The sequence below is a fragment of the Granulicella sp. S190 genome (assembly GCF_009766095.1).
GTDB lineage: Bacteria > Acidobacteriota > Terriglobia > Terriglobales > Acidobacteriaceae > Edaphobacter.
In genome coordinates, this window is the sequence record NZ_LMUD01000004.1 from 1 (window position 1) to 22,396 (window position 22,396).

At 55.7% G+C, this 22,396-nt stretch carries 15 protein-coding genes; 8 read left to right on the forward strand and 7 right to left on the reverse strand.

Annotated elements, in window-relative coordinates; all coding sequences use genetic code 11:
* The first annotated feature begins 259 nt into the window (after positions 1-259).
* Positions 260-1,765, forward strand: coding sequence for a glycosyltransferase family 39 protein (locus GSQ94_RS01985; protein ID WP_254063546.1), 1,506 nt, complete (start codon positions 260-262; stop codon positions 1,763-1,765).
* Positions 1,766-1,768: 3 nt separating this feature from the next.
* Here the strand turns inward: GSQ94_RS01985 and GSQ94_RS01990 are convergent, their stop codons facing one another.
* Both GSQ94_RS01990 and GSQ94_RS01995 read right to left on the reverse strand, forming a co-directional pair.
* On the reverse strand, positions 1,769-2,245 hold the full coding sequence (locus GSQ94_RS01990; RefSeq protein ID WP_158941653.1) for an HNH endonuclease signature motif containing protein: 477 nt from the start codon (positions 2,243-2,245) through the stop codon (positions 1,769-1,771).
* 87 nt (positions 2,246-2,332) lie between these two features.
* Entirely contained in the window at positions 2,333-2,620 is a 288-nt protein-coding gene (locus GSQ94_RS01995; RefSeq protein ID WP_158941654.1) for a Dabb family protein, read from the reverse strand.
* Between the two features lie 77 nt (positions 2,621-2,697).
* Here GSQ94_RS01995 and GSQ94_RS02000 point away from each other — a divergent pair, with 77 nt between their 5' ends.
* From GSQ94_RS02000 to GSQ94_RS02010, 3 genes are read left to right on the forward strand one after another with little or no spacing between them, the layout of a single operon-like run.
* On the forward strand, positions 2,698-3,336 hold the full coding sequence (locus GSQ94_RS02000) for a thioredoxin family protein (protein ID WP_158941655.1): 639 nt from the start codon (positions 2,698-2,700) through the stop codon (positions 3,334-3,336).
* A 51-nt stretch (positions 3,337-3,387) separates the two neighbouring features.
* Positions 3,388-4,038, forward strand: a complete 651-nt coding sequence (locus tag GSQ94_RS02005) for a carbonic anhydrase (RefSeq protein WP_158941656.1) — start codon at positions 3,388-3,390, stop codon at positions 4,036-4,038.
* Entirely contained in the window at positions 4,035-4,949 is a 915-nt protein-coding gene (locus tag GSQ94_RS02010; protein WP_158941657.1) for a bestrophin family protein, read from the forward strand. Before GSQ94_RS02005 ends, GSQ94_RS02010 begins: the two co-directional genes overlap by 4 nt.
* Positions 4,950-5,001: 52 nt before the next feature.
* On the opposite strand, the gene GSQ94_RS02015 is transcribed toward GSQ94_RS02010, so the two are convergent.
* The 3 genes from GSQ94_RS02015 to GSQ94_RS02025 all read right to left on the reverse strand — a co-directional run bounded on the left by GSQ94_RS02015 (position 5,002) and on the right by GSQ94_RS02025 (position 7,461).
* Positions 5,002-5,262 (reverse strand): hypothetical protein, encoded by a 261-nt coding sequence (locus GSQ94_RS02015; protein ID WP_158941658.1) that lies wholly within the window; start codon positions 5,260-5,262, stop codon positions 5,002-5,004.
* Between the two features lie 132 nt (positions 5,263-5,394).
* Complete coding sequence (locus tag GSQ94_RS02020; RefSeq protein WP_158941659.1) at positions 5,395-6,360, reverse strand: hypothetical protein; 966 nt, start codon at positions 6,358-6,360, stop codon at positions 5,395-5,397.
* A gap of 12 nt (positions 6,361-6,372) precedes the next feature.
* Positions 6,373-7,461, reverse strand: coding sequence for a LacI family DNA-binding transcriptional regulator (locus tag GSQ94_RS02025; protein WP_158941660.1), 1,089 nt, complete (start codon positions 7,459-7,461; stop codon positions 6,373-6,375).
* A gap of 233 nt (positions 7,462-7,694) precedes the next feature.
* Here GSQ94_RS02025 and GSQ94_RS02030 point away from each other — a divergent pair, with 233 nt between their 5' ends.
* Both GSQ94_RS02030 and GSQ94_RS02035 read left to right on the forward strand, forming a co-directional pair.
* Positions 7,695-9,899, forward strand: coding sequence for an alpha-galactosidase (locus GSQ94_RS02030; protein ID WP_158941661.1), 2,205 nt, complete (start codon positions 7,695-7,697; stop codon positions 9,897-9,899).
* Positions 9,900-9,927: 28 nt separating this feature from the next.
* On the forward strand, positions 9,928-11,058 hold the full coding sequence (locus GSQ94_RS02035) for a collagen binding domain-containing protein (RefSeq protein ID WP_158941662.1): 1,131 nt from the start codon (positions 9,928-9,930) through the stop codon (positions 11,056-11,058).
* Between the two features lie 8 nt (positions 11,059-11,066).
* Here the strand turns inward: GSQ94_RS02035 and GSQ94_RS02040 are convergent, their stop codons facing one another.
* Both GSQ94_RS02040 and GSQ94_RS02045 read right to left on the reverse strand, forming a co-directional pair.
* Complete coding sequence (locus tag GSQ94_RS02040) at positions 11,067-12,458, reverse strand: sugar porter family MFS transporter (protein ID WP_254063547.1); 1,392 nt, start codon at positions 12,456-12,458, stop codon at positions 11,067-11,069.
* Between the two features lie 44 nt (positions 12,459-12,502).
* Positions 12,503-15,910, reverse strand: a complete 3,408-nt coding sequence (locus tag GSQ94_RS02045; protein ID WP_158941664.1) for a DUF5107 domain-containing protein — start codon at positions 15,908-15,910, stop codon at positions 12,503-12,505.
* Positions 15,911-16,201: 291 nt separating this feature from the next.
* On the opposite strand from GSQ94_RS02045, the gene GSQ94_RS02050 reads away from it, so the two are divergent.
* Both GSQ94_RS02050 and GSQ94_RS02055 read left to right on the forward strand, forming a co-directional pair.
* Positions 16,202-18,205, forward strand: a complete 2,004-nt coding sequence (locus GSQ94_RS02050) for a glycoside hydrolase family 97 protein (RefSeq protein WP_158941665.1) — start codon at positions 16,202-16,204, stop codon at positions 18,203-18,205.
* A gap of 621 nt (positions 18,206-18,826) precedes the next feature.
* Complete coding sequence (locus GSQ94_RS02055; RefSeq protein WP_158941666.1) at positions 18,827-22,396, forward strand: carboxypeptidase regulatory-like domain-containing protein; 3,570 nt, start codon at positions 18,827-18,829, stop codon at positions 22,394-22,396.

Sequence of the window (22,396 nt, forward strand, 5' to 3'; positions counted from 1 at the left end):
CGAATCTGGAGCTTGTAGCCAAAGTTAATCTCCGTATGTGTGTTCAGCATACACATACAGATAGATCAGAGATGATTCGTCCTGGTGAACGCTCTTATCGTCAGTTGGACGACAAGTCGGCATTTGGACGAGTGGGCCAACTCGCGAGACTTGCGGATTTCCCGAGGTTTTCTGAGGGCGCGAATTGATCAGATGACGTGGAAAGAGTGAACTCGCGTGTAATGTGTTGCGTAGCGGTCGGGCTGACGGAGGGTTTCTGGTGCAGACAGAGATTGGCTTGGAGCGGGAGACGCGAACAGGTATCTGGGCGTTGGTGGGAACTGCGGTGGCGGTGGCGCTGATTCATCTGCTGACGAATGGACGGTATGGGTTTCATCGGGATGAGTTTCAGTTTTTGAGCGATGCCAAGCACCTGGACTGGGGGTTCGTTGCTTATCCTCCCTTTACGCCGTTTGTGGAGCGGGTGAGTCTGCAGATGTTTGGGGTTTCGCTGGTGGGGCTGCGCCTGTTTTCGGTGATCGCACAGGCTGCCGCGATTGTGGTGACGGGGCTGATGGCGCGGGAGCTGGGTGGCGGGAGGCTGGCGCAGGTGACGGCGGCGCTGGTGGTTGCGACCTCGGGGCTGCCTGTGTTTGAGGGGACGGAGTTTCAGTACTCCTCGTTTGACTACTTGTGGTGGGTGGCGATTGCGTACTGCGTGATCCGGTTGTTGAAGACGGAGAACCCCAGGTGGTGGCTTGGAATTGGCGTCTTTGTGGGGCTGGGATTGATGACGAAGTACACGATTCTGTTCTTCATCGCAGGGATTCTGGCTGGCCTGGTGCTGAGCCCAGCTCGACGTTACTTTGCGAGTGGGTGGTTCTGGGGTGGGGTGGCGGTTGCGTTGATTCTCTTTGCGCCTAACTTTGTGTGGCAAGTGCGGCATGGATTTATCTCAGTGCATTTTTTGCAACACATCCATGTCCGTGATGTAAGGCAGGGAAGAGCGAATGGTTTTTTGTGGGATCAGTTCAAGATCTGCGTGAATATGGCTGCGGCACCGTTGTGGATCGCGGGATTGATCTGTTTTTTGCGAGACAGGCGCTATCGAATGCTGGGGTGGATGTACTTGGTGCCGTTCGCGCTGTTTTTCTTTGGGAAGGGGCGTGGGTATTATCTGGCAGCGGCGTATCCGATGCTGGTGGCGATGGGTGCGGTTGCGGGAGAGCAGTGGCTCGCGAAGCTGGGCATGGTTTGGCGGCGGGTGGTGCTGGGGGTCTTCTTTACTGCTGCTGCGGCGTACGGGATCTTTGTGTACGCGATTATTGTCCCGCTGGCTTCGGATGGGCCGCTGAAACGTTTTGCACTGAAGAACAACGGTGACCTGCGGGAGGAGCTGGGATGGAACGAGATGGTGGGGATGGTAGCGGGGATTCGCGACTCGTTGCCACCGGAGCAGCGCGCGGGCGTGGGCGTGTTTGCGGCGAACTATGGAGAGCAGGGAGCAGTGGAGATTCTGGGGCCGGCGTACGGTCTGCCGATGCCGATCAGCAGGACCAACTCGGCGTGGCTGCGGGGGTATCCTGCGGTGCCTCCTACGACGCTGATTGTGCTGGGGCTCTCTCGCGCTACGGCGGAGAGGATGTTTACAGGGTGCCGTTTGGTGGGGCGCGTCGATAACCCTGAGGGCGTGGATAACGAGGAGCAAGGCGGGAGCGTGTGGGTGTGCGGCTCGCCCCGGCTGCCGTGGCCGGAGTTCTGGAAGGAGTTTCAGGGTTACGGATGAGAGCTACGACGCCCTGGTGAGGCGCAGGCGCTGGCGAAGCTGGGCCGTGGCCTCGCGATGGCAGAGAAGGCATAGGGTGCGGAGGTTGTCGAGGTCGCACTGGCCTCCTCCTTCGGCTACGGGACGGATGTGATCGGCATCCCAGAGGCTGCGGCGCGAGGTAATGAACTTCATGCCGTAGAGGCTGAGGCCGGCGATGCGGGCGGGCCCGCGGGCTCGTTTGAGGGCGTTATAGGCGGCCAGGGTGTCGAGTTCGCAGACGGCGCAGATGCCGCGGTCGCGGGCGAGGACCTGGTCGCGGAGGTAGCCGGGGTCGGTGCGGAGACGCCACTGGTGGACGCAGTAGTCGCTGCAGAAGGTGCGGCGGCGTTTGGCGAGGATCTCGAGCTCGCACCAGCGGCAGAGGGGCAGGCAGTTTGGCCCGAGGGGTAGAGCCTTACGTGTGGTGCGGCCGCCGGGGAGGGTGCGAGGAACGATCATGCTGTCTTGAGGATAGGGTGCAGGGGCAACCGGTGGGATTACCGAGGCTGGTTCGCCTGGGGTTCGGGCTGGCTCCTATCCAACAGATCAGGTCTCGAAGTCTACCTCGATGGCATCGATGAGCGGAACCAGCCAGGAGAGTAGTTCGAGGTGTACAGGATGGACGGAGTAGGCATCCAGGGCGGACCGGTCGGAGAACTTCATGACGCCGCCGAACTCATAACCCTGGGAGCGAGGGGAGAAGTTGAAGCCGGCGTGCGTTTCAAGGATGCCTGAAATCCTGGTGTGAAGGTTGCGGATCTCGTCCAAAGCACGCTGCTTCAGAGCCTCTGAGGTTTCGGGTTTCCAGCGGAAGGCGAAGGTGTGGAGGATCATAACGTCATAGTAATTTGGCCGCTGGCGTTGTGGTGTAACAAGAGTTGGCTATGATCGTGGAGGTAGTGGAGGGTGCGATGTCTAAGGTGCAGTCGACGATGGTAGCGCTGGGAAGTACGGCCCCGGCTTTTGAGCTGGTGGATGTGGTGAGTGGGAAGGCTTTGGGCCGGGACGATGTGTTTGCGATGTCGTGGGACGATGACCGGTCGGACGTGGAGAATGAGATGACCGGCGGCGGGGCTTCGCCTACGGGACGGCACGGATTGCTGGTGATGTTTCTCTGCGTGCACTGCCCGTATGTGAAGCATGTCGAAGAGGAGCTGGCACGGATCGGGCGTGACTACGAAGGGAAGATTGCGATTGCTGCCATCTCGTCGAATGACGTGGAGACTCATCCGCAGGATGCGCCGGAAGAGATGAAGAAGCAGGCGGAGCGGCTGGGGTTCCGGTTTCCTTATCTGTACGACGAGACCCAAGAGGTGGCGCGGGCCTATGACGCGGCTTGTACCCCTGATTTTTTCCTCTTCGATGCAGGGATGACGCTGGTGTATCGCGGACAGCTGGACGACAGCCGGCCTCGCCGACGGGATTCCGGGAACGATCTTCCGGTGACCGGAAAAGACCTTCGAACGGCGATGGATGCTGTGATAGCTGGTAAACGGCCGGATACAAATCAGAAGTTTTCTATCGGATGCAATATTAAGTGGAAGATGTAACTGGTAGTTTTCGGGAACGAGAGCAATGATCTGACTTTGAGAGGAAGAGCCATGGATGCTGTGTTGGAAGAGCTGAAGGCGGGTATACGAAAGTTTCGGATGGAAGTTTATCCGGAGAACAAAGAGGCCTATGTGAAGGCCGCGGGTGAGCCGCAGACACCACATGCGTTGATTGTGACGTGCGCGGACTCGAGAATTGATCCTGAGTTGATTACACAATCCGGACCAGGGAACATATTTGTAACTCGAAATGTCGGGAACCTGGTACCGGCTTACGGCGAGATGCTGGGCGGCGTGAGCGCGGTGATCGAGTATGCCGTAACGGCGCTGAAGGTGCAGCATGTTGCGGTTTGCGGCCATTCGGATTGCGGGGCGATGAAGGGGCTGCTGCATCCGGAGGCGCTGGAGAAGATGCCAACCGTGAAGAGCTGGTTGAAGAATGCGCATGCGGCGTTGAGCGTGGCGAGCTCGCTAACCCCAGCTGACGAGACGCCAACCGCGCTGCTGCGCCGGGTGACGGAAGAGAATGTGCTGTTGCAGATTCAACATCTGCGGACACATCCCTCGGTGGCAGGTGCGGCGGCGCGTGGGGAGTTGACGATCTCCGGATGGGTCTACGACATCGGCAAGGGCGAGGTGAGGATTTCGGAGAATGGCGGGAGAGAGTTTGTGCCGGTGACGATCAAGGGCGAAGAGCGGTGATCGTTCCGCGCGGACCACAGCTGTGGCGAATGGTCATGTATGTCGGCAGGCCGCTGCTGATCCTGGTGCTGTATGACGTTGCGGTAGTGGCTGCTTATAAGGTGATGCACTGGAGCTGGGTGGCACTGCCGCATATTCCGCTGGCGCTGTTTGGATCGGCGATCGGAATTATTGTTGGGTTTCGCAACCAGTCGGCATACGGTCGATGGTGGGAGGCGCGACAACTGTGGGGTTCGGTCGTGAATAACTCCCGGAGCTGGGCGCGGCAGGTGACGACAGGGATGCTGCCGTTGAAGGGTGAGGACCCTGCGGAGCTAAAGGCGATGCAGCGACGAATGGTGTATCTGCAGATCGCCTATGCGCATGCTTTGCGACAGCATCTGAGGAAGCTGGAGCCTTGGCCGGAGCTTGCGCCGTTGCTTGAGCCGCACGAGGTTGAAGCGCTGCGCGCACAGAAGAATGTACCGCTGGCGATTCAGGAGACGATGGGGCGGCTATTGAACGAGTGCCTGGTGCGGGAGTGGATTGACGCGCTGCAGTGGCGGGCGATGGATGAGAGCCTGAACGACCTGATGGATGCGCAAGGTGGCTGTGAGCGGATAAAGAACACACCGATGCCAAAGCAGTATGACTACTTTCCGCAGTTATTTGTTCACATCTACTGTGTCCTGCTGCCGTTGGCACTGGTGACGAACATGGGATGGTTCACGCCGCTAGGATCGACGTTAGTAGGGTTTATTTTTCTGGCGTTGGATAAGATCGGGCGAGACCTGGAAGACCCGTTCGATAACACAATCTATGATGTGCCGCTTACTTCTATAACGACGACGATTGAGACAAACCTGCGTCAGTTGCTTGGTGAGAGCGAGTTGCCAGCGGCTACAGTGGTGGTGAACGCAGTTCTTTGGTAACGCTCATTGGAAGACAGCCCCGGCTTGGTGCCGGGGCCTTTTGCATTGGAGATCAGGCGTGGGTGGTACCGTCGGAGCCGTGGAGTTTCACCAGCTTGTTATAGATGCCGAGAATGAGGAATGGAGCGGCCCACTGACCCACGAAGAGAGCGGAGTGCTGCTTCTTCGCGGCTTGAAAGCCGACGGATACGGCCATGGAGGCAAGCGCCAGACCGAGGTATACCGCAGAGGGAACTTGCGCGGTTACTTTTTCGATGGCGGCGGTAATCTGATCTTCCTGAACATCTCCCTGGCTTACACGATAGTCGGTCATGAACGAATCTCCTTGGCGGCGTTGCCGTCTTGTATCGAGAGATGCAAGAATCGGCGAGAGTGAGCCTGTGAGTTTGAGAAGATTTTGCCGGGTCAACACGGGTTCAGATTGCGTTGATAAGGTGGATTTTGTCTATCGTTGGCTTAGCCTCTCGGAGAGACGCTCAAAGTCAACGGGCCCGGTGGCTCCTATAAGCTGGAACTCCATTCTCCATCTGACATGCTCTCGCGCGTTCAGTCTGCGGGCTGTCCCGTTTCGAACAGCTGACTCGAGGGAGTCCGAGTTCGATGTCGTAGGCTCGATCGCGATGGTGTATTGCTTTGCCGCTCCACTTGAGGGCCACGCTCCGGCGCAGATCCACAAGCCGACGAATGGAAGGACGTTCGGATCGAACCGTACTACCAAACCCTGTCCATACTCTTTCCGATAAAGGGCACTCCAGCCCGATCTTCCCATTCGCCCAAAGAGCTTCGACGCGGTTCTGCCGTCCCTTCCGGGCATGGTGTCAAGACTTATAGCTGCGCCTGCAGGAGATGTCGCTATAGGCCAAGGAATGCATGTGCCCTTTTCAAAGACGCCGTCAGCGGAGTACTCGACCTCGACCTCTTCGACCTCATCAGGAAGCAGAATTCGATCTCCTTCGGAGACCTGGAGCAGCGGATGAGCGGACCACAGCCAGTTCGTTGGAGCGTCGGAGAGGTTCAGCAGACTGTACTCCAGAACGAGGGTCTCCTCTTCGAGAGTGGCCCTCCGGGTCAAACGTAACGGGCGTGACGTCGATTCGGCATGTAGGACGATCGCACCCTCTTCAGAATCAGAATCGACATGCCATGGGACGCGCCAGAGGTCGCCGTGATCGGGAATCGAAGGTTCGCCCGCAATGGATTCACAGGGCGCGACGCTTGGGAGACACTCATCAAAGCCGCCTCCGTCGCCCGCGCTGAACTCGTCAGATGGGGCGACATGAGCGTACTGATTGAGCGACGGGAGAATAAAGTCCAGGCCAGTCCGCACACTGCATAAGGAGACTATCTTGCCTCCAAATTCCGGCAGTATCCGGACCTTCAGAGAATTGTTTTCAAGAGAGAGCGTCTTCATCGTGTCTCAGCTTTAGCGCGTCCGTTGGACGGGCACGTCGGCCAGCCGAGCTGTGAACAGAGAAAGATTACTGCGGAAGATGATGTGCGGTGCAAGGCGCTGGGTTATGACCGGTTTTTCTCTCTCCATGAGATGACCCAGCAGTTTTTCAAACGAAATCTTACCCTGCGAGTAAGGCCGTTGGTAGAGGGTGGCAAGCACTTTCCCTGATTCCAGAAGAGGTACCAACTCATGGAAGAAATCGGTCGCGATGACCTGAATCCGGCCAAGCATCTTTTGTTCTTCGAGCGCCTGAAAAACAGGCAGGCTGTTTGCGGTGCTGAGGTAGAGCGCATCCGGCCGAGTCTTACTTTTAAGCAGAGCAAGAGTCTGCCGATACGCATCCCGAGGGCTCTCATGGGACTCAACCACAGGCTGGAGAGTGAGGTGAGGCGCCAGCATCGCCAGAGTTGAGGCAAACCCTCGCAGTTTTTCTGCGTGATCGAAGATCGCCAGCTCCCCCGTGATCATGGTCACGCGGGAGGGAACCTGCAACTTGAGCGATAGTAATTCAGCAGCGACGGCGCCGCTCGCATGAGCGTCAACCGTCACGGCCCCAATCCTTTCGCTGTTCGGGGCATCGCTCGCCACACAAAGCATTGCAATGCCCTTCTCTGAAAGAGATCGAATCATGGGGGCCAACTCGCGAGGTCGTCCGGGAGTGAAGAGAATGCCCTCATACTCGCTCTTTGAGACCTTCTCGAGCACTTCAAGGTCGCCGGTGCCGAGACGAGGATGTTCGTAGAAATCGAGGGTGACCTGCAGGCCCAGGGCCTCTTCTGCCGCCGCGCGTATGCCGGCCCGAAGGGGATCGAAGAATCCGGCGATCTCGCGCGGCAGAACCGCGGCGATGCGAATCTTGCGATTCAATTTGAGCGAACGCGCGGCGATATTTGGTTTGTAGCCGAGCTGGTCTGCCATGCGCAGAACCTGCGCCCTCGTCCTTGGACTTACGCCTGGACGGTCATGGAGCGCGCGGTCCACAGTTCCAATGGAGGTGCCGAGTGCCTCCGCAATCTGTTTTATTCCAGCGTTCTTCTCGCCTTTATTTACTGCCTTCATCGTATCCGGGTACCAGTCTTTCCAGGATCGAGCGCCTTGCGGCACGCAGATTCATTTTGACAGCGAAAGTGAGGGATGTGTAGTGTTGTTACCGGTAACGTACACATTTTTTTACCGTTTTACCGCACTACCCACTTCAGAGGAACTCGATGATCCCCTCAGTCTCGGTTTTTTGCGCCCGCATCAGGATTTATCTCCGTAATCGCTCGGTTCCTTGTCTCGTTGCAGTCGGCATGTCGGTCGGCCTGATTTCGGTAACCTCACCGCTCAAGGCCGCCACTGCTCCCCAGAGTGGGCCGATTCGATACGATTCAGCTGCGCGCACGTTTCGCATGGACGCTGGCGACGTCACCTACATTCTGGGCGTCGCCGAAGATGGCGATTTGCAGACTCTCTATTGGGGTAAGCGCTTGCGGATCCAAGACCCGTCTCCTGCGCCGCGAACGGAGGGTGGCTCGGGATTCGAACTGCCCATAGACGTGACCCCTCATGAGTTTGTTGGCTGGGGAGGCGGGCTGTATGTTGTTCCTAATCTGAAGGTGAGTTTTCCGGACGGCAACCGTGATCTGGTGCTGCATTATCTTTCCCATACCATTCGGGAAAATACATTGACGATCAAGGTCAAGGACATAGAGCGGGATGTGGTCGTGGATCTGATCTACGAGATGGATCCTGCCACTGGAGTGCTCGCGCGGTCGGCCCGCATTGAGAATCGCACGAAAGAGGCTTTCACGATCGAAGAGGCATTTGCCGCTACGTGGAATCTTCCCAGCAGCAGCGACTACCAGTTGCGATACCTGACCGGACGTTGGGCCTCGGAGTTCAACCTGCAGGAACAAGCGCTCCACCCGGGGAAGGTCGTTCTGGAGAGCCGACGCGGCTCTACAGGCGACGAGGTTAATCCTTGGTTTGCCATCGAACGTGGCGCCCAACCCGATCAGGACACGGGGGACGTGTGGTTCGGAGCGCTTGCCTGGAGCGGATCCTGGCAGATTAATGTAGAACAGAACGCGGCCAATCGGGTGCGAGTTACCGGCGGCTTCACACCGTTCGACTTTGCTTACTCGCTCAAGCCGGGCCAATCGCTTGATACGCCGAAGTTCTACGGTGGATACTCCGATGGAGGCATCGGGGGAGCATCTCGATTGCTTCATCGCTTTGAGCTCGATGCAGTAGTCCCACAATCACCGAATCGGAAATTGCGCCCCGTCCTCTACAACTCGTGGGAGGCGACCGGCTTTGACGTAAACGAGGCCGGGCAAGAGGCGTTGGCGGAGAAGGCCGCCAGCATCGGCGTGGAACGGTTTGTGATGGATGATGGGTGGTTTGGGAAACGGAAGGATGACCATGCGGGACTGGGCGATTGGTATGTGAACCCGCAAAAGTTTCCGAACGGCCTTAAGCCTCTTATCGATAAGGTACACACTCTCGGGATGGACTTCGGCCTTTGGGTCGAGCCGGAGATGGTGAACCCGGACAGCGATTTGTATCGCGCTCATCCTGACTGGGTTCTGAACTTTCCTGGACGTCCCAGAACCGAAGGTCGCAATCAACTGGTTCTCAATCTGGCGAGACCTGATGTGCGCGCCTACGTGTATGGGTTCCTCGACAAACTCCTGACGGAGAATGATGTCGCCTTTCTCAAATGGGACTACAACCGCAACTGGTCGGAGCCGGGATGGCCGGCAGCTCCTCTTGAACAACAAAAGCAGGTTTACGTCGAGGCCGTTCGCAATCTGTATAACATTCTCGCGGAGTTGCGCGCCAAACATCCTAAGGTCGAGATCGAGTCTTGTTCCGGTGGTGGCGCACGAGTGGATCTCGGCGTTCTCCGATACACCGACGAGGTCTGGCCTTCGGACAACACCGATCCTTTCGACAGACTTCGCATTCAGAATGGATTCAGTTATGCCTACGCTCCTGGTGTGATGATGGCCTGGGTAACGGACTCTCCGAACTGGATGAACAATCGGTCCACCTCTCTCGAGTATCGATTCCTCTCTTCGATGCAAGGCGGACTTGGCATCGGAGCGAATCTGAATAAGTGGACTCCGGAAGAGTTCGCGACTGCGAAGACCATGATTGCGCAGTACAAGAGAGTACGTTCAACGGTGCAGGAGGGGGCACTCTATCGCCTGATCTCGCCGGAGAATGGTAGCGAACATTCTGTTACGGAGTCTTTGTCGAAGGATGGCAGGGAAGCCACTCTCTTTGCGTTCCTCCATAGCAGTCAGCTGGGCGAGAGCTATCCGCGCATCTATCCTCGGGGACTCGACGAAGCTGGGGAGTACAGCATCCGTGCACTGGACGGGCAATTGGATTCTCGAATCCCCCAGCATGCGAGCGGTGACTACTGGATGCACCACGGAATCGAGATCTCGCTCCGAGGAGACTTCCAGGCAATGCTTTTCACCCTTGAAAAAGTAGAGGCGAAATAGACGACATTTTTTAGAAGAGAGCATACCGATGCGACCGATGTTTGTTGTTTTGACACTTCTACTGGCACGCCTCTTCGGTCGAGCGCAGGTTGCGGTCTCGGCGACCCAAACAGAAATCGTCGAAGGCCATGTCCTCTGCAACGACGGCAATGTGCCCGCTCGCAGTGCAGACGTTCGGCTGATTCCGATCACAAATCTGTTGCCGGAAAGCGATACTGCCGGGACGACTAACCAGCCGTCTCCTGAAACAACGACCGACTTCGATGGTTACTACATGCTTTCGTCAGTTGTGCCTGGGACCTACCTCGTTGATGTGAGGAAGGATGGCTATAGCGATGATCTTGGTTTTATTCGTATAGTGATTGATCGTCTTACGCGCGATCAGAGGAAAGCGCTTCTGTTGACGTTTCCGCAGGTTTTAGTTCGTGCCTCAGGTGTGGCACGTGAGGATGCAATGCTGCGACGGGCGGGAGCGATCACAGGTCATGTCACAGTCGACATTGGCGGAACGATCGATCGGAACTATGTGACAGTGACTCTGGTCTCAAGCAGCCTTCTTGGCAATCCGGAAGGGAATGACGATCAGAAGGCGACCGGATTCTCGCAACGTGGGCTCATTGATGATCGTGGAATCTATCGCATCACTGGCCTGCCTGTTGGCAAGTACCGACTTTCCGTACGTGTCTCGGAGGCATATTTTGACATTAAAATGGACGGTTCGAACACTACCGTTCAACCTCAAAGAACGGGTACAGGCGCGCTCACTATTTTTGCTCCCGATGTTTTTACAGAGAGCGAAGCAAAATTAGTTGAAGTTCACGATGGCGAAGAAGTCTCCGATGCCGATTTATCGATTCCCCGGCGGAAGCTTCATTCGACTGGCGGCATCGTCACGCAAGGCGGAGCGCAAGTTGCCGGAGCCACGATCAGCGTGCAACCTCAAGGACATGAGCCTTTGGGGAACACTGCAGTCTCTACTGCCAGCGGCAATTATCGTTTCGATCTTTTGCCTCCGGGTGTTTACTTTGTCGAAGCGAAGTACCCCAATCCGTTCTTATCTCCGGCCCACTCCGCTAGCCGGAAGATAACAGTGCAACTCAATGAGAGCGACATGCTTGATGCGAATGTGGATATCCCGACTCAAGGGCACGCACCATGAAGACGGATTCAGCTTCTGAGAGTTTGAGCTTCAATCTCCTCCAGGGTGCGGCCTTTGGTTTCGGGGACAAAGAAGAAGACGAGGACTCCTCCCGCAAGGCAGACCGCGCCATAGGTGAAGAACGTGCCTGAACTCCCGAGCGCCTGATTGATGAACGGAAACGAGTAGGTGAGAGCAAAGGAAGCGATCCAAAGAGCGGACACGGCTGCCGATACGCCGAGCGACCTCAATCGGTTGGGAAAGATCTCGGAGATCAGAACCCAGGTAAGGGGGGCGAGCGTCATGGCGTAACATCCGATGGCACAGAGTGTCAGCACAAGCACTGGCTTGCCATGCCAGCCCGTTCGATATGCCAGGCCCGCGAGTATGTGCGATACCCCGATGCCGCAGCAGCCGAAGAGCATCAGAGGACGGCGTCCCAAACGATCAACAACGGCCATCGCAATTAAAGTGAAGAGTAGATTGATGGTGCCGGTGATGACGATGTCCAGGAATATCTGGTTCGTGCCAAGACCAGCCGCACGATAGACCTCTTCGGCGTAACTGAAGAGGATATTGATGCCGCTCCATTGCTGCAGGACCGCGAGAGCTATGCCGATGAGCAGCACCGAGCGTACCCCCGGCTGCAACAGCCCACGCCAGTTCGCTGTCTGGGCCTCTTCTTCCTTGAGGGCGTTAGAGATCGCCAGGACTTCCGCATCGGCGTACTCCACGCTGCCGCATACTCTACTGAGCACGAGCTTCGCAGAGTGTTGGCGTCCTCGGGCCAGCAACCAGCGAGGACTCTCCGGAATCGCGAAGGCAGCTGCGAAAAATATAATTGCCGGCACCGCGACCGCCGTAAACATCCAGCGCCAGCCGTATTGGACGTTCCACGTAACGAGCAGCGCTTCGGGAGAGATGTTCGCCGGGACGGTCTTTGCGATCTTCCAGTTCATGACCTGAGCCAGCAGGATGCCGACCACGATGGCGAACTGGTTAAGGCTGACCAGACGTCCGCGATGGGAGGCGGGGCTGACCTCGGCGATATAGAGAGGCGAGATATTGGAGCTGAGACCAATTGCCAATCCGCCTGCGATCCGCCAGATAATAAATGCTGTGAATGAGGACGCCCATCCGGTGAGTACTGAGGAGACGGCAAACAGAACAGCAGAAGCAAGCAGTACCGGCTTACGGCCGAATCGATCGCCAAGGCCGCCTGCAATCATAGATCCGGCAAAACAACCGACCAGCGCACAACTATTTGCCCATCCGATTGAGGCTGCTGAAGTCAGGTGAAAGTACACCTCGAAAAACTGGCGTGCGCCGCCTATGACAACCCAGTCGTAGCCGAACAGCAAGCCGCCAAGCGCGGCGACGAGAGCGATGCCCCAGACGTATGCGGTGGCGGGTGTGGGCACTGCAGTCGGAGTTGATCCGGAGAGTGCTGAAGGCCCATGCATCGTTAGTGACCAGCCCTGCCCACCCGCAAATCAATGACTCCCGTATGAGAACGGTCCAGCATGAGTACTTCATCAAGTGCCGCATTCGCTTCGTCGATGCGTTCCAGACCTAATAGCGCCTGTGCGCGAAGAAACGTCACAGTGATGTGTTTCCGCTTGGCGAGATCCTCCTCAAAGAGCAACATAGCTGGCAACGAGGTGGCAAAATAATCGATCTTCGGCGTCTCCAAATTAAGTGCGGAGGCATAATCGAGAATCTGCTGAAACATCAGAGCGGCTTCTTGTTCGCGCCCCAGGCGTTGTAGAGCTTTTGCGCTCCAATAGGTCATCTCGGAGACCGGCCGCACCTGCATCTGCTGGAAGTCGCCGCGTTTTCTTGCAGCGCGTTCCCAATGATGATTAGCTCTCGCGGAGTCGCCGGCAGCGGCCCTTGCCTCGCCCAACCAGAATTCGATGTCACTGCTGTTTCTGAGGAGATGGCGAGCTTCACTCAGGCTCTGCGGCGGCTGGTTGGCTGCCTCAAAGTGATAAGTGGCATTCTCTACGTCCTCAGCGTTGAGGGCGGTCTGGCCCAGCTTGAGATGAGCTCGCTCGTATTCGCCCAGGACCAATCCTTCACCACCCTCCCACGGTTGAAAGCTCCGCGAAAGCAGGAGGTCGAGCGCATCTGAGGGGCGCCCGACCTGGTTATACAGAGCGGTAAGTTCGACCGAAAGATCATCGCGCTTGCCCACTAAATCAATGTCTGCTTCGAGCGAGGCAAGCCGCTCTTTCGGATCGTCACCCATGCGTTTTCTGAGTTGATCTTGTTCGTACAGGATGCGAGCGTCAGCAGGGGCGGCGGCCCGAGCGCGCCGGAATGCCTCACTGGCCCGCTCCTCGTCTCGTTCGATATTGAAATAGGCGATACCAAGATTGCGCCATGCCGTGGGAAAGACGGGGTCCAGGGCGACAGCACGTTCCCATTGCATGATTGCCTCGCGATGGCGGCGCCGATCATAGAGGAAGTTGCCGAGATAATACGGTGCGCGTGCGTCCGACGGGCTCGCGGCGATTGCTGCCTCAAGAACAAGTTGCTCCTCAACTCTGCTGGGGAAGACATGTGATGCGGAGGCTTCGGCAGCCTGCCAGGCAATCTCACGCGCTGAATTCTCTTCCCCTCGCAAAGTATTGAGAACAGCTCTCGTGTAGAGTTCCATTGCTCCCGAGCCCGAACCGAGCACCCATTCTGCATCGGAGTAAAGTCCCGAGCGAATGAGGTCGTATGCCAGATCAAGTCGCTGCCCTGCATCGGCGGGGGGTACGCGAGTAACCAGGAAGCGGCTCCAGATATCGAGCGGGTCTAACGCACGCACTGCTGCGAGCGCGGATTCAGCTGCCTTCGTCTGCTCCAAAAGGCGGAGTACCACGACACGGAGATTCAGAGCATTGAGATTTTCCGAATCGGCTTTGAGCGAGCGCTCCAGATGCTCGAGTGCCGCCGTGAGACGTCCATTGCGCACATCCAACTCCGCCAGCCGATGGAAGCCCGGACCTCGCCACGCCGCCGACCAGGTGGCCTTGTAGAACGCATCGTAGGCTTCTTCCGTGCGACCTTGCAGGAGCAGCACCAGTCCGAAGTTGTAGTAAGGCTCACTGTCGTAAGGATTCGGATTGCGCAAGGAGATCCGCGCAATGGAGACGCGAAGGTGATCTTCCGCCAGCTTGAACTCGCCACGTCGCAGATGCATGCGCCCGAGCGCATTGTTGGCACGGCTTTCTCCCGGATCGCGACGCAGGATTTCGTGCCAGTATGGCTCCGGCGAGCGCGTCGCATGGCGGTATTGTTCGAGGTGCAGCCCCGTGAGATAGAGCTCGTCGACGGATTCAATCTGCTCGGGTGAGGCCGGTTCGGTGGCTTCATCGGGGGCCGGAGCGGCGGTGACCTCGATAGGCGCGTAACGCAGAAGCAGATCTTCACCGATCCTCAACTTGACAGCCCAGCTCTCTTCGTTCGCAGGCAAAGGCAGATTTATGTTGAGTGTTTCTTCCGGTTGAAGAGTCCCGCGCCAGTGGGCAGTTACTCCTTTTCCGTAGCTGACTTGTACTGTTGCGTCTTCGAGGGCACGAGTGACCAGCAGATGTATCTGCGCCTTGTCTCCGTCTCGTACCACTCGCATGGCGCCATGCAGGTTTGCTATGTCTGGAACTCCGATCTTTCGAATGGGATACCAGTACTGACTAAAGCTCTTGGTCTCTCCGGGAGCGAGAAAAGAGAAGTCAGGCTGGTTGTCGGTATAGACACCGGCCATCAGCTCAACGTACGGGCCGTCCGAGTCAGTGAGGCTGCGGTCCCAGGCATAGCCAAACTCATGGTTTCCCCAGGTCCACTGCTTCTTTCCCGGCGAGATGTGATGGTTCGCAATATGCACCATGCCAGCATCTGCGGCGTGATCGTATCCTCCAAAGAAGTCCTGACGGGAGTTCGCGATCATGTAGCTCGTAGGCACCGGTATATTGGCATACCAGCTCAGGTCGTTCGGCGGATAGGAGCCATCGGGCACGAAATGACTCGGCAGATCTTCAGTGGGAACTCCATGCTTCGCGCGCTCGCCGTAGGGAATGCCGTAGTAGCTTCCCAAGCTGAGTGGAAATTCGGTTACTGCGCGTTTGGCGTGGTCTGCCACGAAGCGGACATCGCCAGGAAAAAATGATTGGTAGTGCTCGTTCACTCGCGTGGCAACGTTGGCCCACCAGAGAAACGTCTGTGTGTCCCAGGTGCGGTTGTAGAGACGTACTTTCAGTTCGAGATAGGCGCAACCCGGGCGGAGGCAGACACCATGCATGCCCTTCATCCGCGACATGGGATCGTGATCGCTACACCAGATGGTGATCGCCCCATCGTTGTCGCGTTCAATCTCTACCTCAACCGGCATAAAAGTGGCTGGCCGGTGATGCTGAGGCCAGTTAAATTCAACTCCTCCTGAGATCCATGGCCCAGCCAAACCCACAAGCGCAGGTTTGATCACATTCTGGCGATAGAAGAAGTCGTAGCCGTTGATCTTGTCGTAGCCCACATGAATGCGGCCTCCGATCTCGGGCAGGACCATCACGCGCAGAAATTCGTTTTCGAGATGAACGGCCTGCCAGGCGTGTTCGCAGGCTTCCGTAGAGACACGGTCGATGACCGGCAGAGGATAGACTTTGCCGCTGCTCCCCTGGTAGACGCGTTTTTCAAGGAATACCGGATTTGTGTCCGGTTCGCCGGGCAGATAAGTCTTCATCGTTACTGGCTCGCGCCAAGCCTTGACTGCTCCCCTCTCCGTCGGAGGAGCCTCTGGGAGCTGCAACTTGGCGTTGCCGTTCGCCTCTCCGGCGGCGCGGTCGTAACTATTCTCGGTCGGTATGGTCGACGATTGCGGTGAGCTCATAGACTCGTTTACGTTACCGCGTGACTATGAAGATTGACAACCTTTTTCGGAAGAGATCCTCATTTCCACGTTGTAGCGGCTAAAACGTAGGCTTGATTGAACGCCGCGAGGTTGCGCTCGTTTCACTTTGACAATAGGGGCCGACTCGCTGCGTCTGGGAGATACTTGACAACGGTAACGATAACGCACTAACGTCTCAGGCAGAGTTTGTAATCTACGTTGTCGTGGACTGATTTTCAATTTTTTTCGCTAAACCTTTGCGATCGCAGTAGTTTCTGCTTTGGAGAAAACATGTTGAGCGTACGATCGGTCGCCTTCTTCTTCGCCAGCCTCGCAGTGAACTTTTTTTGCGCGCCGTCCATTCACGCGCAATCTGAGCCGGTCGAGGTCAGCTCTCCTGATCACCGCATCGCACTCCACTTTGCGATAAAACGTGCCAAAGGATCGAGCTCAGGAGATGGGCAGCTTGTCTACTCCCTCTACTTTCGTGGCAAACCCATGTTCGAAGAGTCGACTCTTCGCCTGGAACTGGCAAACCAGCCTGTGCTTGGCTCGGTGGTTCACATTGTCAGCAGTACCCATGGTTCGAGTGTCAGCCAATACAAGTTGCTGATAGGGAAGACCTCCGAGGTTCACGATGCCTACAATGAAATCACAATCGATGTAAGCGAGTCGTTGCCTTCAGGACGCAAATTTTCGGTGGAGGCCCGCGTCTACAACGACGCTGTTTCCTTTCGCTACCATGTTCCGCAGCAGCCGGGGCTTGCGCGCTATCAACTCACCCAGGAAGACACCGAATTCCGGCCGGTGACAGATGCAACAGCATGGACTCTGCGCCTCCCGAATTATCAAAGCGGCTACGAAAGCGAGTACACCCGGCAGGTACTGAGCGCACTGAGCAACCAGGGCGGAGTCTCGAGTTACATTCTCAACGGTTCGCCTGGATTGCTTCACCTGCCCGGAATCGCCTGGGCGGCTGTGGGAGAAGCTGACCTCGAAGGCAATTCTGCGATGTACCTCGAGAACCCTACCGGTAACTGGGGTGGTCACTATCTGGTCAGTAAGATCTCTCCTCCAGTCGACGGGAACGGTCCAGCGGTTGATGCGGCACTTCCCCATGACAGCGCCTGGCGTGTGGTGATGATCGGCGATAAGCCCGGCGATCTGATCGAGTCGACTGTGATGACCGATCTCAATCCTGCGAGTCGAGTGGCCGACACGAGTTGGATCCATGATGGCAAAGCGTCGTGGGACTGGTGGAATGGGGACATTGGACCCGACGGCAAGTCTGCCTATACCACGGAGACCATGAAATATTATGTCGACTTCGCTGCCCAGTCCGGTTTCCCTTACATGATGCTGGATGCGGGATGGTCAACCAGCGACATTACCAAGATGCGAGGCAATGTCGATGTCCCGGAGCTGGTACGGTATGCCGCAACCAAAAAGGTGAAGATATGGATCTGGTTGTATTCAAAGTCTGTCGCGGCGCAAATGAAGGAAGCGTTCCCTCTCTATGAAAAATGGGGCGTTGCCGGAGTCAAGATCGACTTTATTTTGAGGAACGATCAGCAGGGAATTCAGTGGTACTACGACGTCGCCAGGTTGGCGGCAGAACATCATCTCTTGGTTGATTTCCATGGAGCAACCCAGCCCTGGGGAATGGAACGCACCTACCCGAATGTACTGAACTACGAAGCGGTCCTGGGACTTGAGAACAATAAAGCCGGCCGACGCGATGGGCCGGTCGATCGCACTGTGTTCCCCTTCACTCGGATGCTAACTGGAGCCATGGATTACACGCCTGGCGGCTTCAATAATGTGACCGAAGAGGACTTTGTCGCTCTCGACAAGAACCCAATGGTCATGGGCACTCGCGCCCAGCAACTTGCCCTTTACGTTGTCTTCCAGGCGGGACTGGAGATGGTATCCGATGTGCCATCTATCTATCTCAACGACCCCAGCTTTAAGTTTCTGCGTGATGTTCCGACAACATGGGATGAAACTCACGTGCTCGCTGGTGAGCCAGGCGAATTCATTACGATTGCCCGGAGAAATGGGCTGGAGTGGTATCTCGGAAGCATCACGAACTGGACGCCGCGTGATCTGCATATTCCCCTCAAATTCCTAGGTAAAGGAGTGTACCGTGCGGAGATTTACAAGGATGCGCCTGATTCGGTCGAGAGTCCTAAGCACATCTCGATTCACAAACAGATCGTACATGGCGGGGAAACACTAAGTGTTTCACTTGTAAAAGGTGGGGGATGCGCGATTCGGTTTGTCCCGCTCCACTAAATAATCCTGGGATAGGTTTCTTGAAGACTGGTTCTAACCAATGCAACTTTCTCGACAGTCGCAATACGGTGGCGAGGTCCACCGAGATGAGCTTTGGATGGTCGGACCTCAGCTTGGTCTAGGGTGCTCAGAGCATTGATCGCGTAGCAAGATCCGTACTTGAATACGTTGTCGTTACCGAGTATTGCTTCGCATTTCTCTAAGTACCCTCTCCAAAAGAATGTTGACAGGATCCTGTTTTAAATGGCACGAATAGAGGAATAAAGAGGCCACTCCGTCGATACAGAGTCAAGAATTTTATGGGAATAAAAAAAAATACTTGACAGCGGTAACGATAACGAAATAGCCTCACTTGCGATTAATAAATCTATCTTTGGACGAAATGAATGCCTGCGGTCTCCCGGCTTTTTCGGCCGCACACATTCAAGACTCCTAAACAGAGAAGCACGGAGTAAGCAACGTATGATTTTTGTCCCACGAGTACGATGGCCCTGATCCGGTAGGGTTCCAACGCGAAGAAAGAATTGAAATAGCTCGTCGTTCCAGGCGACAGCGAAGTAGTGCGTCCAGAGCTCTTCACGCACCCAACAGATTTATCAAAGGCCAGTTCGAGAGGAATCAATGAAATTCATAAGACTCTGGAGTGTCTGCTTAGCCATCCTGATGTTGCCCGCCGTTTTGAGCGCGCAACAGTTTACGGGGAGAGTGACAGACTCGACCGGCGCTGCCGTGCCGAAGGCGAAGGTCACTGTTTTGAACCAGGCGACTAATGTTGCCAGCTCTACGACCACTACCGGTGACGGCGACTATACCGTCCCCTATCTAAAGCCAGGATTGTATAAGGTGAGCGTGGCGGCTCCTGGATTCGACCTTGAGACGAAGACAGACATTACTCTGCAGGTGAGCCAAACGGTAAGTCTAGACTTTGCACTCAAGATTGGCTCTGTCGACTTGACGGTCAGTGTCAGCGGCGAACAGTTGGATCGCAGTAAAGCGGACGTGGGTGAGGTGGTTGAAAACGAACGTGTCAACGAGCTGCCGCTCAACGGAGGAGACTTGGGACAGCTTGCCCAATTGAGCGCTGGCACCTACTACGGCGGGAACGTCTTGTATACGCGGCCGTTCGATAATTCAGTGGCAGATCTGTCGATCAACGGCGCGCAAGCAGCTGAAAACCTACTTTTACTTGATGGCGTCTCCAACGAGGCCGCCCATGGTGATGCATATAACGGAACAAACTCACAAATAGGATATATCGCTCCAATTCAGTCAACGCAGGAGTTTAAAGTAGTCACCGTCCCCCTTGACGCTGCTTACGGACGCCTTCAAGGTGGAGCACTCGACATAACCTTGAAGTCGGGTACAAATCAACTGCATGGAAGCGTCTACGAGTTTGCGCGCAGAGGATGGCTTGATGCCAATCTCTGGTCCAACGACTTCGCCGGCCTTCCTAAGGCTGCGCACACCCGAGACCAGTATGGCGCGCAGCTGGATGGTCCCCTTGTCATTCCCCACCTCTATAACGGCCGCGATAAAACATTCTTTGTCGCCCAGTTCGAGAATTGGAAGGAAGTTTTTCCTGGTACCGCTCTCGACAGTGTTCCCGATCCGGCTTGGCTAAACGGTGATTTCAGCAATCTGACCTACTTTGATAAGCCCTCGAGTTCGCAAAAGCCCCTCATTATCTACGATCCTTTGACGCTTCACAGCGACGGAACACGCGATCCGTTTCCTGGGAACATCATTCCACAGAGTCGCATTAGCCCATTTGCTAAAGCAATTCTCTCTTTGTACCCGACCCCAAACGCTAAGCCTAACGCTCAACAAAACTCCTATGTCAACAACTATGCCGCAGATACTTCTGTAAGAGATACCTATCGCAACGCACTTATCAAGGTCGACCAGGTAATCGGTTCGAATGACCGCGTGAGCATACGGTATGGCTGGTGGGAGAGGTCAGAGACCCAAAACCAAACCGGAATCCCAGGAGTTGGAGCCAATGGCGAGTTTCCTCATGCTGAGCGCGTCAATACGTTTTCGCCGGACTGGGTGCACACCATAACTCCCAATCTAGTTGCGGACTTTAAGGCTTCGGTGATTGTCCGCGGCAATGAATTGAACTCAGGACCACTTGGCTACGATCTCAGTCAGTTGGGACTGTCGAGCAGCTTCATCTCATCGCTTGGCATATTTGGGCATTCTCTTCCGCAGACTAATTTCAATAATAATGAATTCACTTCAATTGGAAATACGGGCGGTGAGTTTACAGTGGGTGATTCCTTGGCTCTATTGCCGAGCGTGACCTACGTTCGCGGCAAGCATACTATTCGTGCCGGGTTTGACTGGCGCATTCTTCAGTGGTCCTGGAGAAACATCCGCGGAGGCACCACTCTCAACAACGATCGTACCTGGACGCAGCGGGATTACCAGAACGGAGACGTCGCCAGCGGAAATAGCGTCGCGTCATTTCTGCTCGGTACCGCTGTTTCCTCAGGTTCAGGCGTACAGATAAATCCATTAGCGTTCTATTCCCAACACTACTATGCGCCATTTATTCAGGATGACTGGAAGGTATTGCCAAAGCTCACGCTGAACCTTGGCTTCCGGTATGACCTCAACGGCAGTGTCGTGGAGCGTCACAATCGAGTCGACTACGAGTTCAACCAGAATGTCACTAACCCGATCACATCCCAGGTAAGCTCTCCGTATTTGAATGGGCCGGTGATGGGCGGCCTAGAGTTCGTCGGTGTAAATGGTAATCCAAGAGCGTTCAATGCTCTCGTAAAGACCAACCTGCAGCCGCGTCTTGGTTTCTCATATTCCCCGGTAGACAAAACTGTTGTACATGGTGGGTTCGGAGTCTTTTTCCTGAATCCAAATCCCGGGCCGAACCAACTAGGCTTCTCGTCGACAACTCAATATAACGCCTCAAACGACAACAATAAGACACCGACTCAAAATCTAGGCGTTGGTGGAGCTGCTCCCAATCCCTTCCCAAGCGTCACTCAGCCCACAGGCTCTTCGCTGGGCTATCTGACAGGACTGGGTCAATCACCCTTCTATCTCAATCCATTTTTCAGAACGCCTAAGACCTACCAGTATGTCGTTGGAATTCAGCAACAGTTCAACAAGGGTAGCGTCGTGGAGTTGAATTATGTAGGAACTCGGACCCGAAAACTAGGGACCAGTGACAATATCAATCGTATCTCTACGGCTGCTTATGCTCAGTGCAACCCGGAACTCGGAGGTAATCCCGACGTTTGCGACAACGACGCAAATTCTTTGGTTACAAACCCGTTTCAGGGAGTTGCAGCGTTTCAGGGTTCCAACTATTACACAAATCCGGTCATCCAAGCCATAAACTTCACCAGATCCTTCCCGGCCTTTGGGGATATTACTGAGTACGACATCAATGGCGGCAAGGCCTGGTACAACTCTTTGCAGTTGACCGCTACGCAGCGTGTCAGCCAATCATTCACCCTACACGGCACCTGGACTTGGTCGAAGTTTATGGATGCAGGCGGATTTACTGACACAACTTACCGTGTCCTTTCCCGTCACATCGACAGCGCTGACTTTGCCCACCGTATCACATTCTCAGGTTACTGGCTTCTGCCCGTGGGACGAGGACGTCAGTTCCTCGGTCACGTCAACCGCCTGGTCGATGCTGCAATCGGAGGGTGGGAGATGTCGACGATCGTCAGTTGGCAGACAGGTATGCCATGGCAGCTGAATGGCAAAACGGACCTCTTCGGGAATGTTCAAATCGACCGCAAGGTTACACCCACGACTATTACCGGTGTAAATACTTCATGCGTGGCCCAGTGGGAACGACAGGGGAATGGGAGCTACGCTCTTGAAGCCATAGGAAGCGGCGGCAGTAGCTGCGGAGGCTCATATAACCTCATCTCTATCCCGACAACTTACGGGATCCAGCCGAATGTGAACTACACAGGAGTCCGCAACCCAGGTTCTAACGATGTGGACGCCAGTCTGTCGAAAAACTTCGACATCTACGAGCGCCTGCGTGCGCAGTTCAGGGTTGATGCATTCAATCTGCCGAACCATCCTGTCTTTTCGGCGAACTACGATAACAGTCCATCAGACGGAACATTTGGTCAGATCGTAAAAGCCTCTGGACAAAGTAATCAACCGCGCGATGTCCAACTCACATTCAAAGTGACCTGGTGA

Excerpts from the sequence above, each read along its gene's own strand:
- GSQ94_RS02020 (WP_158941659.1), bottom strand. The coding sequence starts at position 6,360 with ATGAAGACGCTCTCTCTTGAAAACAATTCTCTGAAGGTCCGGATACTG.
- GSQ94_RS01995 (WP_158941654.1), bottom strand. The coding sequence starts at position 2,620 with ATGATCCTCCACACCTTCGCCTTCCGCTGGAAACCCGAAACCTCAGAG.
- GSQ94_RS02045 (WP_158941664.1), bottom strand. The coding sequence starts at position 15,910 with ATGAGCTCACCGCAATCGTCGACCATACCGACCGAGAATAGTTACGAC.
- GSQ94_RS02005 (WP_158941656.1), top strand. The coding sequence starts at position 3,388 with ATGGATGCTGTGTTGGAAGAGCTGAAGGCGGGTATACGAAAGTTTCGG.
- GSQ94_RS02030 (WP_158941661.1), top strand. The coding sequence starts at position 7,695 with ATGTCGGTCGGCCTGATTTCGGTAACCTCACCGCTCAAGGCCGCCACT.
- GSQ94_RS02025 (WP_158941660.1), bottom strand. The coding sequence starts at position 7,461 with ATGAAGGCAGTAAATAAAGGCGAGAAGAACGCTGGAATAAAACAGATT.
- GSQ94_RS02050 (WP_158941665.1), top strand. The coding sequence starts at position 16,202 with ATGTTGAGCGTACGATCGGTCGCCTTCTTCTTCGCCAGCCTCGCAGTG.
- GSQ94_RS02055 (WP_158941666.1), top strand. The coding sequence starts at position 18,827 with ATGAAATTCATAAGACTCTGGAGTGTCTGCTTAGCCATCCTGATGTTG.
- GSQ94_RS01990 (WP_158941653.1), bottom strand. The coding sequence starts at position 2,245 with ATGATCGTTCCTCGCACCCTCCCCGGCGGCCGCACCACACGTAAGGCT.
- GSQ94_RS02035 (WP_158941662.1), top strand. The coding sequence starts at position 9,928 with ATGCGACCGATGTTTGTTGTTTTGACACTTCTACTGGCACGCCTCTTC.
- GSQ94_RS02015 (WP_158941658.1), bottom strand. The coding sequence starts at position 5,262 with ATGACCGACTATCGTGTAAGCCAGGGAGATGTTCAGGAAGATCAGATT.
- GSQ94_RS02000 (WP_158941655.1), top strand. The coding sequence starts at position 2,698 with ATGTCTAAGGTGCAGTCGACGATGGTAGCGCTGGGAAGTACGGCCCCG.